Raw genomic sequence first — 14497 nt, forward strand, 5'->3', positions numbered from 1 at the left:
CGGGGTGGCTACAGGCAGGTGGACATGCGAGAGAACCGGTCGGCAGATCCGTGGAGCGCGTTCCTGGCGCCTCCCGGGCGCAGCGACGGGGCGCGCAGGCCGCCCGGTGCGGCGCCCGCCGGCGAGCCACGGCCCCCCGCCGCCGAGCCCGCCGCCGAGCCGGGTGGCGAGGACGCGTGCCGGCGCGTGCTGGCGCAGCTGAGGTCGGCGAACGGCCCGCTGTCGCTGGAGCAGCTCCACCACGCGACCCGGCTCGGGCTGCTGGAGGTCGCCGACGCCGTGGACGCGCTGCGGGCCCGCGGCCAGGTCGCCGTGCAGCGCGAGATCGACGAGGTCGTCCGGCTGACCGAGGGATGAGCGGGTGCTCGGATACGCCGTCGCCGTCTCGCTGAGCTGCCTCGTCGGCATCGCCGAGCTGGTCAGCCGCTACCGGGACCGGCCCACCACGCTGGTCCGGGTGCCGAGCACCTGGGTGTACGTGCTGATCAACGGGGGAGCGGGCGCCGGTTCGCTGCTGCTCCTGCACACCTTCGACTGGCGGTTCGGCGTGCGGGCGACCGACGTCGCCGAGGCGACGCAGGTGCTCGTCGCGTCGCTCGGCTCGATGATGGTGTTCCGCAGCGCGGTGTTCACCGTCCGGGTCGGGGACGAGGACGTCGCGGTCGGGCCGAGCACGCTGCTGACCTCGCTGCTCGCCGCCGCCGACCGGGGCGTCGACCGGATGCAGGCCAAGACCCGCGCGCACGAGGCGGGCGAGATCATGCGCGGCGTCTCGTTCGCCAAGGCGCGGCTCGCGCTGCCGACGTACTGCCTGGGGCTGCTGCAGAACGTGTCCGCCGAGGATCAGGCCGACCTGCGCACCGCCGTGGACGCGCTGGCCGGCAGCGAGATGACCGACGGGCAGATGGCCCTCAACCTCGGCCTGCTGCTGATGAACGTCGCGGGGCCGGACGTCCTGCGCTCCGCCGTGGACACGCTCCGCGACGAGATCGTGTCGGACGCCCGGGAGGCGCGGCCGGTCCCCCCGCCCCGCGAGGGCGAGGCCCGGGTCGAACCGGCCCGCTCGAACCCGGACCGGTGAACCGACGCGGACCCCGCCACCCGGCCGGGCGACGTCCCCGGACCCGGTGAGCCGCCAGGGGAGCCGGAGCGGCGACGCCTACTCCAGGCGTCGCCTAATTGAACGTCGCGTACTGGATGAGCGCGCTCAGCGGTAGGCGTGCTCGGGCGCGGGGTAGGCGCCGCTGACGACCTCGTCGGCGTAGCTGCGCGCGGCCTCGCCGAGCAGGGCGTTCATGTCGGCGAACTTCTTGACGAACTTCGCGGTGTGCGGGGTGAGGCCCGCCATGTCCTGCCACACGAGGACCTGCGCGTCGGTCTGGTTGCCGCCGCCGATGCCGATCGTCGGGATGGACAGCGACGCGGTGACCCGGGCGGCGAGGTCCGCGGGGACGCATTCGAGGACGAGGGAGAACGCGCCGGCGGCCTCCAGTGCCTTCGCGTCGGCCATCAGCTCGTCGCCGTCCTGGCCGCGGCCCTGCACCCGGTAGCCGCCGAAGACGTTCACCGACTGCGGGGTGAGGCCGAGGTGGCCCATGACCGGGATGCCCGCGGCGACCATCGCCTCGACCTGCGGGAGGATCCGGCGGCCGCCCTCCAGCTTGATGGCGTGCGCGCCGGTCTCCTTGAGGAACCGGGTGGCGGCCGACAGCGCCTCCTTGACGCCCGTCTGGTACGAGCCGAACGGCAGGTCGGCGACGACCATGGCGCGCTTGGAGCCGCGGACGACGGCCGCGGTCAGCGGGATCAGGTCGTCCACGGTGACGGGGATGGTGGAGTCGTAGCCGTACACGACCATCGCGGCGGAGTCGCCGACGAGCAGGACGGGGATGCCGGCCTCGTCGAAGATCCGCGCGGTGAGCGCGTCGTACGCGGTGAGCATCGGCCACTTCTCGTGCCGCTCCTTGGCGGCGGCGATGTCGCGTACGGTCACCCTCCGCCCGCTCGTGCCGCCGTAGAGCGCGGCCGGCTGTGCGGGGGGTGCGACAGATGAAGACATGCGAGAACCTCCGGTCTTGAGGCGCCACGGTGGCGTACCCAGACGGAACCGATCGTGCCACTTCGAAAACGATTCGGGTACCCCCGGGGATTCCCGAATTCGCGCGGGCCGGGAACAGATTCCGAAACGCTACCGTTGCGTATCGGCATGGACCCCCAGACGATCGAGCGCCGCCGGTGGTACGTCCTCGGCGTGCTGACCATGAGCCTGCTGGTGGTGGTGCTCGACAACACCATCCTCAACGTCACGCTCAAGACCATCGCCGACCCGGACAAGGGGCTCGGCGCCACGCAGAGCCAGCTCGAATGGTCGATCAACTCCTACACGCTGGTCTTCGCGGGCCTGCTGTTCACCTTCGGCGTGATCGGCGACCGGATCGGCCGCAAGCGGGTACTGATCGGCGGCATGGCGGTGTTCGCCGTCGCCTCGCTCCTGTCGGCGTACGCGCAGTCCGCGGACCAGCTCGTCTACGCCCGCGCCCTGATGGGACTCGGCGGCGCCGCGATCATGCCGCAGACGCTGTCGATCATCACCAACGTGTTCGAGCCGCAGGAGCGCGGCCGCGCCATCGGCATCTGGGCCGGCGCGGTCGGGCTCGGCGTCGCGATCGGCCCGCTCACCGGCGGGCTGCTGCTCGCGCACTTCTGGTGGGGGTCGGTCTTCCTCGTCAACGTGCCGGTCATCGCGATCGGCGTGACGCTCATGGCGTTCCTGGTCCCCGAGTCGCGCAACCCCGAGCCCGGCCGGCTGGACCCGCTCGGCGTCGTGCTGTCGGTCGTCGGCCTGGTCGTCCTGTCGTACGGGATCATCCAGGGCGGCGAGAGGGGGGACTGGCTGGCGCCGCAGGTGTCCGGCCCGATCCTCGCGGGCGCCGCCGTCATCGCGCTGTTCGTCGCGCACGAGGCCCGCACCGCGTCCCCGGCGTTCGACGTCCGGCTGTTCCGGGACCCGCGGATGTCGGCCGCCGTCGCGTCCATCGCGCTGTGCTTCTTCGCCGCGAGCGGCGTGTTCTTCTTCGCCAGCTTCTACATGCAGTCGGTGCGCGGGCTGACCCCGCTGCAGTCCGGCGCGCTGGTGCTGCCGTTCGCCATCGCCCAGCTGGCGTTCGCGCCGCGCAGCGCAGACATGGTCCGCCGCTTCGGCGCCAAGGCGGTCTGCGCGTCCGGCCTGCTGCTGGTCACCACCGCGCTGGCGAGCTACCAGTTCGTCGGGACGAAGACCCCGCTGTGGATCCTCGGAGTGATCTTCCTGGTGCAGGGCACCGGGATGGCCCACGTCATGCCGCCCGCGACCGAGTCGGTCATGTCGGCGCTGCCCCGCGAGAAGGCGGGCGCCGGCTCGGCCATCAACAACACCGCGCGGCAGGTCGCCGTCGCGATGGGCGTGGCCGTGCTCGGCTCCGTCGTCGCCTCCGTCTACCGCCGCGACCTGGAGGCCGACCTCGCCGCACTGCCCGCGGGCGCGCGGGAGGCCGCCGGCGAGTCCATCGAGGGCGCGCACGCCGTCGCCTCCCGGATGGGCGCCGCCGGGCAGGGGTTCGCCGGCCATGCCGACGCCGCCTTCGTCAACGCCATGCACGCCGCCTCCGCGACCGCCGCGGTCATCGCCCTCGTCGGCGCGCTGGTCGTGCTGAGGTGGATGCCGGGGCGCGCCCCGGCCGCCCCCGCCGCGGAGACCGGCGCGCCGCGCCGTCCCGCGCAGGACGGGGTGAACGCGCCATGACCGGGAGCGAGCGGCGGCACGGGGGGCGGCCCCGCAGCGAGCGCGCGGACAAGGCCATCATCGAGGCGACCCTCGACCTCCTCGCCGAGGAGCCGGGGGTGGCCGGCCTGTCGATCGAGGCGGTTGCCGCCCGCGCCGGCGTCGGCAAGACGACGATCTACCGGCGCTGGCCCAGCAAGGACGCGCTGATCCTGGACGCGCTCGGCGCGGCCAAGGCGCCGCTGCCCGAGCCGTCCGGCGGGTCCGTCCGCGAGGACCTCACCGGGCTGGCGCGGGCGCTGACCGACGAGCGCAAGCGCCGGTACTCCAGATGCTTCTGGAACGTCGTCGGCGGCGCGGAGAAGCATCCCGAGCTGTACGCCCGCTACAGGCGCGACATCATCGAGCCGCGCCGCGAGATCGTCCGCCGGGTGCTCCGCCGCGGTGTCGGGACCGGGGAGCTGCGCGCCGACCTCGACGTGGAGGTGGCGATGTCGATGCTGCTCGGCTCGCTGACCTCGAAACGGCCCGAGGAGACCTTCCCGGAAGGCCACGCCGAAGCCGTCGTCGACACCCTGCTGCGGGGCATCGGAACGGACGCGAAACGACGCGGGGACGGCGGAAGCGAACCGATTTCGGCCCGGTAGGTGTGATCTTCTCCCCCGCGGCGGCGTCATGCCCCATACTGTCGCTGGGTAGTGCTACACGACCGGCTGTCTGGAGCGCGTCAGGTGAGATCCGTCATGGCGCCGCGAGGCGATGCGCCCGCCACCGATTCGGCGTCCCGGACCCTGGTCCTGGGCATCGACGGGGCCAGGCGGATCGTCCAGTGCGGGCCGAACGCCAGGGCCGTCCTCGGCCGGTCCCCCGATGACCTGATCGGCCGCCCCGCCACCGACCTGGTGGGGGAGGAGGCCAAGGCCGAACTGGAGGTCCTCCTCGAGGTCGGCGACCAGGAGCGCAACGGCGTGATGACCGTGCTGCGCGGCGACCAGGGGGCGTCCGCCCTCGTCACCGTGCAGCCGATGGTCGGCGGCGAGGCCGACGCGGCGCCCGCCGCGCTGCTGTTCGTCCGGGTGGAGCTGCCGCCCAGCGAGCGCTACCAGGACCCGGCCCTCATGCGCCGCGCGCTGATGGACGACCAGCTCACCCGGTTCGGCGCGTCCCTCGACCTCGACCAGTCCGCCCGCGGCCTCGTCGACGTCGTCGTCCCGCACTACTGCAACGCCGCGTCCGTGCTGGTGCTGGAGAGCCTGGTCGCCTCCGACGAGGTGCACAGCGAGTCCGGCTCGGCGGTGCTGCGCCGCGTCGCGGTCAGCTCCGACGACGGCAACCCGGCGTGGACGTCCACGTTCCCCGTCGGCGAGGTGCTCGTCTTCCCCGAGGGCACCCCGTACCGGAAGGTCATGGAGACGGCCCGGCCCGTCCACCTGCCGCACATCCCGCTGGACGAGGCGAGCGAGATCGGCCGGCTGTGGCGGCGGGGCCCGGCCGCCGAGCTGCTGTCGAACGTGTCGATGGTGCTGCTGCCGCTGATCGCCCGCGACACCCTCCTCGGCTTCATCGCCTGCACCCGCGTCCCGGGGTTCCGCAAGTTCGACGCCTACGACGTCGAGATCGGCATGGAGTTCGCGGCCCGCGCCGCGATCGTCATCGACAACGCCCGGCGGTTCAGCCGGGAGCGCGCGACCGCGCTGGCGCTGCAGCGCAGCCTGCTGCCGCTGCGGCTGTCCGCGCCGTCCTCGGTCGAGGTCCGGCACCGCTACCTGCCCGGCAGCAAGCTCGTCGAGGTCGGCGGCGACTGGTACGAGTCGATCGCGCTGCCCGGCGCCCGGGTCGCCCTGATCGTCGGCGACGTCGCCGGGCACGGCGTCCGCGCCGCCGTCACCATGGGACGGCTCCGCACCGCCCTGCACACGCTCGCGAACCTGGAGCTGCCGCCCGCCGAGGCCCTGCACGTCATGCACGAGCTGATGATCGAGCTCGGCGAGCAGGAGCCGCACTTCGCCACCTGCGTGTACGCGGTGTACGACGCGACCACCGGCACGATCGAGATCGCGTCCGCGGGCCACCTGCCGCCGCTGCTCGCGGGGCCGACCGGCGACAACGAGTACCTGAAGGTCCCGCCCGCCCCGCCGCTCGGCGTCGCGGGCGGCGCCGCCATCGAGAGCCGCGAGTTCACCGTCGAGGACGGCAGCCTCTTCGTCATCTACACCGACGGCCTGGTCGAGAACCGGGGCCGCGACATCGACGACGGCCTCGCCCGCCTCCAGGGCATCTTCGGCCCCGACTCCGTCGACCGCTCCATGGAGGAGCTCGCCAAGGCGACCCTCGCCGGCGTCTACGCCGACCAGCACCGCGACGACATCGCCGTCCTCATCGCCCGGCTGCGCCGCCTCCCCGAGGACCGCTACGCCTCCTGGACGCTGCCCGCCGACCCGGCCGCCGTCCGCCGCGCCCGCGGCCTCGTCCGCTCGCGCCTCGCGGAGTGGGAGCTGGACGAGCTCGACTACACCACCGAGCTCCTGGCCTCGGAGCTCATCACCAACGCGCTCCGCTACGCGCCCGGCCCGATCGAGCTGCGCCTCCTCTTCGAACGCACCCTCGTCTGCGAGGTGCTGGACCGGTCCGCGGCGCTGCCCCGCCTGCGCCGCGCCGAGGACGACGACGAGAACGGCCGCGGCCTCCTCGTCGTCAGCCAGCTCGCCCACCGCTGGGGCACCCGCCGCACCGCCGCCGGCAAGGTCGTCTGGTGCGAGCAGATCGTCCCCGGCATCGACCCCGACGCCTCCGAACAGGTCCCCGCCTGGCCGGAGGAGACCTGGCCGGGCGAGCACCACCACAGAGGCTGAGCGGGGGGCGCCCCCGCCCCCGCCCCTGCCGACGGCGCGGGCGGTCCTGACGCAGCTACTTCTCTCGCCAGGCGTTGGTGATGGGGAGGCGGCGGTCGCGGCCGAAGTTCTTGGGAGTGATCTTGGGGCCGGGCGGGTACTGGCGGCGCTTGTACTCGGCCATGTCGACGAGGCGGATGACCCGGTCGACGAGGCCGGCGTCGTGGCCGGCGGCGACGAGGGCCTCGCGGCCCATGTCGCGTTCGACGTAGTCGGCGAGGACGGGGTCGAGTTCGGTGTACTCGGGGAGGCTGTCGCGGTCGCGCTGGTCGGGGCGCAGTTCGGCGGACGGCTCCTTGGTGATGATCGCCTCGGGGATGGGCTCGTGCAGGAACGGGTGCAGGAACGGCAGGTCGACGCCGGCCTGGGTGTTGCGCCAGCGGGCGAGGTCCCAGACGGTGAGCTTGAAGACGTCCTTGATGGGGGCGAAGCCGCCGGCGGAGTCGCCGTAGAGGGTGGAGTAGCCGGTGGCGAGTTCGCTCTTGTTGCCGCCGGTCAGCACGAGGTGGCCGTGCTCGTTGGAGAGGGCCATCCACACGTTGGCGCGGATGCGGGCCTGGAGGTTCTCGGCGGCGAGGCCGTGCAGGTCGAGCTGCCTCTCGAACGCCTCGACCATGCCGGCGATGGGGACGACGCGGGCGTTGACGCCCTGGCGTTTGGCGAGGTCCTCGGCGTCGACGACGGAACCCTCGGAGGAGTAGCGGCTGGGCAGCAGGATGGCGTGCACGTTCTCCGGGCCGATCGCGTCGGAGGCGATGGTGGCGACGAGCGCGGAGTCGATGCCGCCGGACAGGCCGAGGACGACGGAGCGGAAGCCGTTCTTGCGGACGTAGTCGCGGGTGCCGAGGACGAGCGCCGCGTAGATCTCGGCGAGGTCGTCCATGGGCTCGGCGAAGGTCTGCGGCAGCACCGGGTAGGCGGGCGGCGGGTCCGGGGTCAGGACGTGCCGGTCGATGGTGATCGTGGTGCCGTCCAGGGCGTCGACGGGGACGCGGCCGGGCTCGGCGGACGGGTCGGCGGCGGGCAGCGCGAGGTCGGCGACGAGGAGGTGCTCGACGAACTGGGGCGCGCGGGCGAGGGCGGTGCCGTCGGGGCCGACGATGAGGGAGTCGCCGTCGAAGACGAGTTCGTCCTGGCCGCCGACCATGTTGACGTAGGCGAGTGCGCAGCCGGCCTCGCGGGCGCGTTCGGCGCACAGGTCGAGGCGGACGTCGTCCTTGTTGCGCTCGTAGGGGGAGGCGTTGATGGACAGCAGCAGCCCGGCGCGGGAGGCCGAGGTGACGCTGACCGGGCCGCCGTCCTGCCAGAGGTCCTCGCAGATGACGGTGGCGACGTCGACGCCGTTGACGCGGACGACGGGGAGCCGGTCGCCGCGCACGAAGATGCGGTACTCGTCGAAGACGCCGTAGTTCGGCAGGTGGTGCTTGGCGGAGCGGACCAGCACCTCGCCGCCGTGCAGCCACGCGGCGGCGTCGAGCGGCGCCCCGGCGGGCTGCCCGGACCGGACGAGCCCGACCGGACGGCGGTCCAGGTAGCCGGTGACGACGGGCAGGTCGCCGAGGCCCTCGTCGGCGAGCCGGCGGGCGAGCCGGTCGAGCGCCCGCCGGCACGCCTCGACGAAGGACGCGCGGAGCGCGAGGTCCTCCACCGGGTAGCCGGCGAGCATCATCTCGGGGAAGGCGACCAGGTGCGCGCCCGCGTCCGCGGCGCGCCGGGTCCATTCCACGATCAGGTCGGCGTTGCCGTCGAGGTCGCCGACGGTCGGGTTCACCTGCGCGAGCGCGATCCTGAGCTGTGCCACGCTCCAAGAGTAGGCCGCGGAGATGGTTTCGTCACTTTGACGAGAAGGGCGTGTCGAGCGCGGCGGCGCGCCGGCGCCTGATCGCGGGGGCCAGCGCGAGCTGCCCCGCGGCCGCGACGAGGGACAGGCCCGCGCAGGTCAGCCATAGTGCGGGCGCCCCGCCGGCGCCGAGCAGCTGGGTGCCGCCGAGCGGCGCCAGCAGGAAGCCGCCCGACCACGCCACCCCGTACAGGCCCCCGTACCGGCCGCGCAGGTCGGCGGGCGCGAGGTCGGCGACGACCGCCTGCAGGACGGACGCGGCCGTGATCTCCCCGAGCGTCCACACCAGGATCGTCGCGGTGTAGGCGGCGATCGTCGAGGCCAGCGAGGTGAGCCCGTAGCCGAGCCCGACCAGGACGAACCCGGCGACCAGCACGAGGCTGTGGTCGCGCTCCGCCAGCCACGCGTTCACCAGCGGCTGGACGATGATGATCAGCACGCCGTTCGCGGCGATGGCGAGGCCGTAGGCCTGCGGGCCGAGCCCGTCCTCCTTCATGGCCAGCGGCATCGTCGTCAGGCCCTGCATGAGGACGAACGTGTACACGAGCGTGACCAGCACATAGCCGACCATGGGCCGGTCGCGCAGCATGCGGCCGAACCCGCCCGCGCCGCCGGAGCGGACGCCGCGCGCCCGCGTCTCCGGGACGGCCCGCCACACCAGCGCCCCGAACCCGGCGCAGGTGATCGCGTCGATCCAGAACAGCCACAGGAAGCCCCGCTGCGCGAGCGTCCCGCCGAGCACCATGGCGACCGCCCAGCCGAGGTTGATCGCCCAGAACAGCAGCCCGAACGCGCGCGGGCGGTCGGCCGGGGAGATGATGTCGGCGACCATCGCCTGCGCGGCGGGCCGGTACATGTCCAGCAGGACGCCGAGCAGCAACGCCGCCGCGACGATCGCGGCGATCCCCTGGGCGTAGCCGAGCGCGAGCATCGCGGCGCCGGTGCCGACGGTCGCGAGCGTCAGCGTCGCGCGCCGGCCGAGCCGGTCGGCGAGCGCGCCGCCGGCGATCTGCCCGCCGAGCGAGCCCGCGCCGAGCACCGCCATCACGGCGCCGGCCTGCGCCAGCGACAGCCCCCGCACGGTCGTCAGGTAGAGGCCGAGGAACGGCTCGACCATGGTCCCGAGCCGGTTGAGCAGCGTGCCCGCCCACAGCACCCAGAACGGCCGGGGGAAGCCGCCGACCCGTGGCCGCATGAACGCCGCGATCCTGCCCGCCGCGGGGCCGGGGGGAGTGTCTTCCAGAGTGGTCACCCGCACGATGGTGAGCGGTCCGCCGGGTGCGCGGTAATCATTTAGCCTCGACTAAATGATCGAGTTCGTGTTCGGGCCGGACGACGCGGTCCGCGTCCGGTTCGCGTTCTCGCCGCTGTGGGAGATGGTGCGGAGCCTGCGGGTCCTCACCGACCCGTCCGGCCACGCGCTGCACCTGCCGTGGGCGCGCACCGTCCGGCCGCGGCTGCGCGGGCTCGGCATGGGGCCGCTGCGCGAGGTCGTCCCGCCCGCCGGTTACATCCCGGACTTCCTCACCCCGCCGCCGGGAACCTCGCTGCCCGACCTCGCCGCCGAACTGGAGATCGTCCGGGCGACGCCGCCCGAGGTCGTCGCCGCCGAGCTGCGCTGGACCGAGCGCGGGAGCCGGCCGGGGCCGGTGCGGCTGGCGATGGCCGCCGAACCGGAGCGCACCCTGGAGCGCCTCGCGGATCTGCTCGAACGGTACTGGGAGGTCGCCGTGGAGCCGGTCTGGCCGCGCGTCCGCGACCTCCTCGAAGGGGACGTCCTGCGCCGCGCGGGCGCGCTCGCCGCCGAAGGCGCCGCCGGAGTGTTCGGCGACCTGCACGAGGCGGTGGCCTGGCGCGCCGGGACGCTGACCGTCGACCGCCGCTGGAGCTTCCGCGGCGAACTCGCCGGGCGCGGCATGCTGCTCGTCCCGAGCGCGTTCGTGTGGCCGGACGTGTCGGTGATGGTGCCGCCCTACCAGCCGATGCTCAGCTATCCGCCGCGCGGCGTCGCGACGCTGTGGGAGACCGGCCGGCCGGACGAGCCGCGGGCGGACGCGCTCGCGGCGCTCATCGGCCGCCGCCGCGCCGGGCTGCTCGCCGCGCTGTCGCGGCCCGCCTCGACGACCGACCTGGCCCGGCGGCTCGGCGTGACGCCCGGCGCGGTCAGCCAGCATCTCGGTGTGCTGCGCGCCTGCGGCCTCGTCACCGGGCACCGCATGGGCCGCCGCGTCCTGTACGTCCGCACCCCGTCCGGCGACGCCCTCGCCGGCGGTCAGCGCAGCGAGGCGAGCGCGTCCAGGCGCAGCGTGCCGGGAGCCGAGCCTGCCTCGTAGCGGCCGGACTCGGCGAGCCAGTCCAGGTGGGCGCGCGGCGTGTCCAGCAGCACCTTGACGACCTGCGCGGCGGCGGCGCGCTGCGCGACGGTCAGATCCAGCCGGTCGAGCATCTCCGGCAGCTTGCGCGCCGCCGTCCACGCCTCGTCCAGCCGGTCGACGATCCGGTCGACGACCGCGGCGGCGGCCTGCGCGGCGTCCAGCCCCCGCGCCCGGGACAGGACGGCGGGCAGGTCGTGGACGTCGCCGCGCGCCGATTCGAGATCGTGCGAGGCGAGGTCGTTGGACCAGGCGACGACGTCGGCGACGCCGGTGGCGAGCGTCTTCCAGCGGGGCGTGCGCAGCAGCCGGGCGGGCAGTTCGACGCCGAGGACCGGCTCGACCAGGTCGTACATGAACGGCCCGCAGGCGCGGCGGCGCAGCGACGCGTACTCCGCCTCCGTCGGGACGTGCCGGATCCGCCGGTTGACCGACTCCTCCGCGCAGCCGTCCCGGTGCGCCTCCATCTGCAGCATGAACCTGCGCCGCCAGTCGCGGCTCATGTCCGTGGACGTGGCGTGCCACAGCTCCACGAGCGCCGCCTCCAGCGGGCGCGCGCCCGGCCGGGCGTGGCCGCGCCGCATCGCGCGCAGCAGGTCGTCGTACACCGCGTGCACGGCGCTGCCGCTGTCGGCGAGCGGCGGGTGGTCCATGGCGTCGTCGAGCGCCAGCGTCCAGGTCAGCCAGCGGGCGAACAGGTCCACCCGGGCGAGTTCGGCGGACGGCAGCACGCGGGCGGCGAGCCGCTCGCAGCGGGCCCGGCCGAGCGGCGAGGTGTCGGGATCTCCGAGCACCAGGCCCCGGCCGCGGGCCCAGGTCTCCACCTGCGCGCACAGCCGCCACGACTCCGGGTGCATGGCCGACGGGGTCGCCAGCGCGGGCACCCGGTCGCTCATCGAGAGAAGAAGAGAGATGTCCACGGCCCTGCCCACGCTAATGATCACTTCGTCGAGCGACCATGATCGCCACGTCAATTTCCGGGAAACGGATCTCCGGGACCGGTCATGGGCGTCACACCGTTCACCCCAGCGGGCGGGCACGTGACGTGCGATAGTTCGTTGATCAGCAACACGCTCATATGGGAGGAAACAGTGTCGAGAGGGACCGTGCGATGGGCACTGGGCGCCGGCCTGGCGGCCCTGGCGCTGACGGTATCGGCGTGCGGCGGCGACGAGGGCGCCACCGTGCAGGGCGTGAAGCTCATCGAGAAGGGCGCGCTGACCTCGTGCACCCACCTGCCGTACCCGCCGTTCCAGTCGGAGGACAAGAAGACCGGCAAGGTCGTCGGCTTCGACGTCGACATCATCGACCTCGTCGCCAAGAAGCTCGGCGTCACGCAGAAGGTCGTCGACACCCCCTTCGAGACGATGAAGACGGGGGCCGCGCTGAACGCCGGCAAGTGCGACATCCAGATGGGCGGAATGACGATCAAGCCCGACCGGGTGAAGTTCATGGACGTCTCCACCCCCTACTTCGACGCCACGCAGTCGCTGATGGCGAAGAAGGGCAGCGGGATCGCCTCGCTGGAGGACGTGAAGTCCAAGAAGCTGAAGCTCGGCTCGCAGGCCGGGACGACCGGTGAGGACTTCGTCAAGGGCAAGGACTTCGACCCGCGCTCGTTCGACAACTCCAGCGCCGAGCTGGACGGGCTGCGCACCGGGCAGGTCGACGTGATCGTGCAGGACGACCCGGTCGTCAAGGGCTGGCTGAAGGACCCGGCGAACTCCGCCTTCGAGATCGTCGCGAACCTGAACACCGGCGAGCAGTACGGCATGTGGATGCGCAAGGACCACAACCCCGAGCTGGTCAAGATCACCAACCAGGTGATCGCGCAGGCCAAGGCGGACGGCACCTACAAGAAGATCTACGAGAAGTGGATCGGTCCGATGCCCGCGGCCGCCGGCGGCGGCTCGTGACCGCCGAGCCGGTCGGGGCGGCGGCGCCGGGCGGGCTGTCCCGCCGGCGCCGCCGCCAGCTCTCGCTGGGCGGGCAGTACGGGCTCTTCGCCGCCGTCGTGCTGGCCGTCGTCCTGCTGGCCGACTGGCCCACCCTGCGGCTCAACTTCGCCAACTGGGACGTCGCGAAGGAGCTGTTCCCCGACGTCATCACGGTGGGGCTGCGCAACACGGCCGTCTACACCGCCACCGGGTTCGGGCTCGGGCTCGTCATCGGGCTCGTCATCGCGCTGATGCGGCTGTCGTCGGTCGCGCCGTACCGGTGGTTCGCCGCCGCCTTCATCGAGGTCTTCCGCGGGCTCCCGCTGCTGCTGATCTTCATCTTCATCAGCGTCGGGGTCCCGCTCGCCTTCGCCGCCACCGTCCCCGGCGGCGCCGTCGGCCAGACCGCCCTGGCCCTCGGCCTGTCCGCGGGCGCCTACATGGCCGAGACGATCCGGGCCGGGATCGAGGCCGTCCCGAAGGGGCAGACCGAGGCGGCGCGCTCGCTCGGCATGTCGCACGCCCGCGCGATGCGGTCGATCATCATCCCGCAGGCGTTCCGCATCGTCATCCCGCCGCTCACCAACCAGCTGGTCCTGCTCTGCAAGGACTCCTCGCTGGTGCTGTTCCTCGGCATCACCCTGGAGCAGCGGGAGCTGACAAAGTTCGGCCGCGACCTGGCGGGCCAGGTCGGCAACACGACCCCGATCATCGTGGCGGGCATCTGCTACCTGATCATCACGATCCCGCTGAGCCTGCTGGCGCGGCGGCTGGAGGCGCGGCAGCGCAGGGGGCAGCGATGACGGGCCTCGGTGAGAAGGCGGCGGGCGGGGCCATCGAGATCAGGGGCCTGCGCAAGTCGTTCGGGACGAACGAGGTGCTGCGCGGCATCGACTTCCACGTCGAGCCGGGCGAGGTCGTGTGCGTGATCGGCCCGTCCGGATCGGGCAAGTCGACCCTGCTGCGGTGCGTCAACCTGCTGGAGGAGCCCTCCGCCGGGACGATCCGGGTCGTCGGCGCCGACATCACCGACCCCGAGGTGGACATCGACGCCGTCCGCCGCCGGATCGGCATGGTGTTCCAGTCCTTCAACCTGTTCCCGCACCTGACGGCCCTCGGCAACGTCATGATCGCGCAGCGCAAGGTGCTGCGGCGCGACCGGGCGGAGGCCGAGCGGATCGCGCGGGAGAACCTGGAGCGGGTCGGGCTGGCCGGCAAGATCGGCTCCTACCCGGCGCAGCTGTCCGGCGGCCAGCAGCAGCGCGTGGCGATCGCCCGCGCGCTGGCGATGGGCCCGGCGGTGATGCTGTTCGACGAGCCGACGTCCGCGCTGGACCCGGAGCTGGTCGGCGACGTCCTCGGCGTGATGCGCGGACTCGCCGAGGCCGGGATGACCATGCTCGTCGTCACGCACGAGATGAGCTTCGCGCGGGAGGTGGCCGACCGGGTGGTGTTCATGGACGGCGGCGTGGTCGTCGAGGAGGGCCCGCCGGAGCAGGTGATCGCGGCCCCGTCGCACGAACGGACCAGGGAGTTCCTGTCCCGCGTGCTCGATCCGGCGGCCGCGCGGATCGGGGAGGGCGAGTAGTCGGATATCTTCCGGTCAGCGGGAATGGTCTGGCGTAACGTCCTGGTAACAGCGACAAGGCATACTGCAAGGTAGCCGGACCATCTCTCGCGGCCGGCATGCATTCCCG

The 14497-nt window shown here is 73.1% G+C and carries 13 protein-coding genes; 9 read left to right on the plus strand and 4 right to left on the minus strand.

All coding sequences use genetic code 11. The features are described 5' to 3' along the window. Window positions 1-24: 24 nt before the first annotated feature. Together SM418_RS14110 and SM418_RS14115 are read left to right on the plus strand one after the other, a co-directional pair. Window positions 25-357, plus strand: coding sequence for a hypothetical protein (locus SM418_RS14110; RefSeq protein ID WP_371941083.1), 333 nt, complete (start codon window positions 25-27; stop codon window positions 355-357). 4 nt (window positions 358-361) lie between these two features. Beyond that, a complete protein-coding gene (locus tag SM418_RS14115; RefSeq protein ID WP_371941082.1) occupies window positions 362-1081 on the plus strand; it encodes a hypothetical protein in 720 nt (239 codons plus the stop codon). Between the two features lie 126 nt (window positions 1082-1207). Here SM418_RS14115 and panB read toward each other — a convergent pair whose 3' ends face one another. Beyond that, window positions 1208-2059 carry a 3-methyl-2-oxobutanoate hydroxymethyltransferase gene (panB, locus tag SM418_RS14120; protein ID WP_371941081.1) on the minus strand — a complete coding sequence of 284 codons (852 nt, stop codon included), beginning with the start codon at window positions 2057-2059 and terminating at the stop codon, window positions 1208-1210. A 147-nt stretch (window positions 2060-2206) separates the two neighbouring features. Here panB and SM418_RS14125 point away from each other — a divergent pair, with 147 nt between their 5' ends. The 3 genes from SM418_RS14125 (at window position 2207) to SM418_RS14135 (ending at window position 6612) form a co-directional block, all read left to right on the plus strand. Further along, window positions 2207-3781, plus strand: a complete 1575-nt coding sequence (locus tag SM418_RS14125) for an MFS transporter (RefSeq protein ID WP_371941080.1) — start codon at window positions 2207-2209, stop codon at window positions 3779-3781. Further along, on the plus strand, window positions 3778-4407 hold the full coding sequence (locus SM418_RS14130; protein WP_371941078.1) for a TetR/AcrR family transcriptional regulator: 630 nt from the start codon (window positions 3778-3780) through the stop codon (window positions 4405-4407). The genes SM418_RS14125 and SM418_RS14130 overlap by 4 nt, the downstream gene beginning before the upstream one ends. Before the next feature lie 96 nt (window positions 4408-4503). Next, window positions 4504-6612, plus strand: coding sequence for a SpoIIE family protein phosphatase (locus SM418_RS14135; protein WP_371941077.1), 2109 nt, complete (start codon window positions 4504-4506; stop codon window positions 6610-6612). 55 nt (window positions 6613-6667) lie between these two features. Here SM418_RS14135 and SM418_RS14140 read toward each other — a convergent pair whose 3' ends face one another. Together SM418_RS14140 and SM418_RS14145 are read right to left on the minus strand one after the other, a co-directional pair. Next, the gene (locus tag SM418_RS14140) at window positions 6668-8452 is read right to left on the minus strand and encodes an NAD+ synthase (RefSeq protein WP_371941075.1); all 1785 of its coding nucleotides are present in this window, start codon (window positions 8450-8452) and stop codon (window positions 6668-6670) included. A gap of 31 nt (window positions 8453-8483) precedes the next feature. Continuing rightward, complete coding sequence (locus tag SM418_RS14145) at window positions 8484-9743, minus strand: MDR family MFS transporter (protein ID WP_371941073.1); 1260 nt, start codon at window positions 9741-9743, stop codon at window positions 8484-8486. A 55-nt stretch (window positions 9744-9798) separates the two neighbouring features. Between SM418_RS14145 and SM418_RS14150 the strand changes: the two genes are divergently transcribed. Further along, window positions 9799-10824 (plus strand): ArsR/SmtB family transcription factor, encoded by a 1026-nt coding sequence (locus SM418_RS14150; RefSeq protein WP_371941071.1) that lies wholly within the window; start codon window positions 9799-9801, stop codon window positions 10822-10824. On the opposite strand, the gene SM418_RS14155 is transcribed toward SM418_RS14150, so the two are convergent. After that, complete coding sequence (locus SM418_RS14155) at window positions 10764-11759, minus strand: terpene synthase family protein (RefSeq protein WP_371941070.1); 996 nt, start codon at window positions 11757-11759, stop codon at window positions 10764-10766. The two genes, SM418_RS14150 and SM418_RS14155, sit on opposite strands and share 61 nt — an antisense overlap. A gap of 195 nt (window positions 11760-11954) precedes the next feature. Between SM418_RS14155 and SM418_RS14160 the strand changes: the two genes are divergently transcribed. Genes SM418_RS14160 through SM418_RS14170 form a run of 3 tightly spaced genes read left to right on the plus strand, consistent with a single transcriptional unit; the run spans window position 11955 to window position 14388 of the window. Then, a complete protein-coding gene (locus SM418_RS14160; protein WP_371941069.1) occupies window positions 11955-12779 on the plus strand; it encodes a substrate-binding periplasmic protein in 825 nt (274 codons plus the stop codon). Further along, a complete protein-coding gene (locus SM418_RS14165; protein ID WP_371941067.1) occupies window positions 12737-13603 on the plus strand; it encodes an amino acid ABC transporter permease in 867 nt (288 codons plus the stop codon). The genes SM418_RS14160 and SM418_RS14165 overlap by 43 nt, the downstream gene beginning before the upstream one ends. After that, complete coding sequence (locus SM418_RS14170) at window positions 13600-14388, plus strand: amino acid ABC transporter ATP-binding protein (protein ID WP_371941066.1); 789 nt, start codon at window positions 13600-13602, stop codon at window positions 14386-14388. Before SM418_RS14165 ends, SM418_RS14170 begins: the two co-directional genes overlap by 4 nt. Window positions 14389-14497: the final 109 nt, after the last annotated feature.

This window comes from Actinomadura chokoriensis, assembly GCF_041463665.1.
Lineage (GTDB): Bacteria > Actinomycetota > Actinomycetes > Streptosporangiales > Streptosporangiaceae > Spirillospora > Spirillospora chokoriensis_A.

Bases quoted from the DNA above. Each gene is read 5' to 3' on its own strand.
- panB (WP_371941081.1), bottom strand. From the start codon at position 2,059: ATGTCTTCATCTGTCGCACCCCCCGCACAGCCGGCCGCGCTCTACGGC.
- SM418_RS14170 (WP_371941066.1), top strand. From the start codon at position 13,600: ATGACGGGCCTCGGTGAGAAGGCGGCGGGCGGGGCCATCGAGATCAGG.
- SM418_RS14110 (WP_371941083.1), top strand. From the start codon at position 25: ATGCGAGAGAACCGGTCGGCAGATCCGTGGAGCGCGTTCCTGGCGCCT.
- SM418_RS14125 (WP_371941080.1), top strand. From the start codon at position 2,207: ATGGACCCCCAGACGATCGAGCGCCGCCGGTGGTACGTCCTCGGCGTG.
- SM418_RS14135 (WP_371941077.1), top strand. From the start codon at position 4,504: ATGGCGCCGCGAGGCGATGCGCCCGCCACCGATTCGGCGTCCCGGACC.
- SM418_RS14155 (WP_371941070.1), bottom strand. From the start codon at position 11,759: ATGAGCGACCGGGTGCCCGCGCTGGCGACCCCGTCGGCCATGCACCCG.
- SM418_RS14130 (WP_371941078.1), top strand. From the start codon at position 3,778: ATGACCGGGAGCGAGCGGCGGCACGGGGGGCGGCCCCGCAGCGAGCGC.
- SM418_RS14150 (WP_371941071.1), top strand. From the start codon at position 9,799: ATGATCGAGTTCGTGTTCGGGCCGGACGACGCGGTCCGCGTCCGGTTC.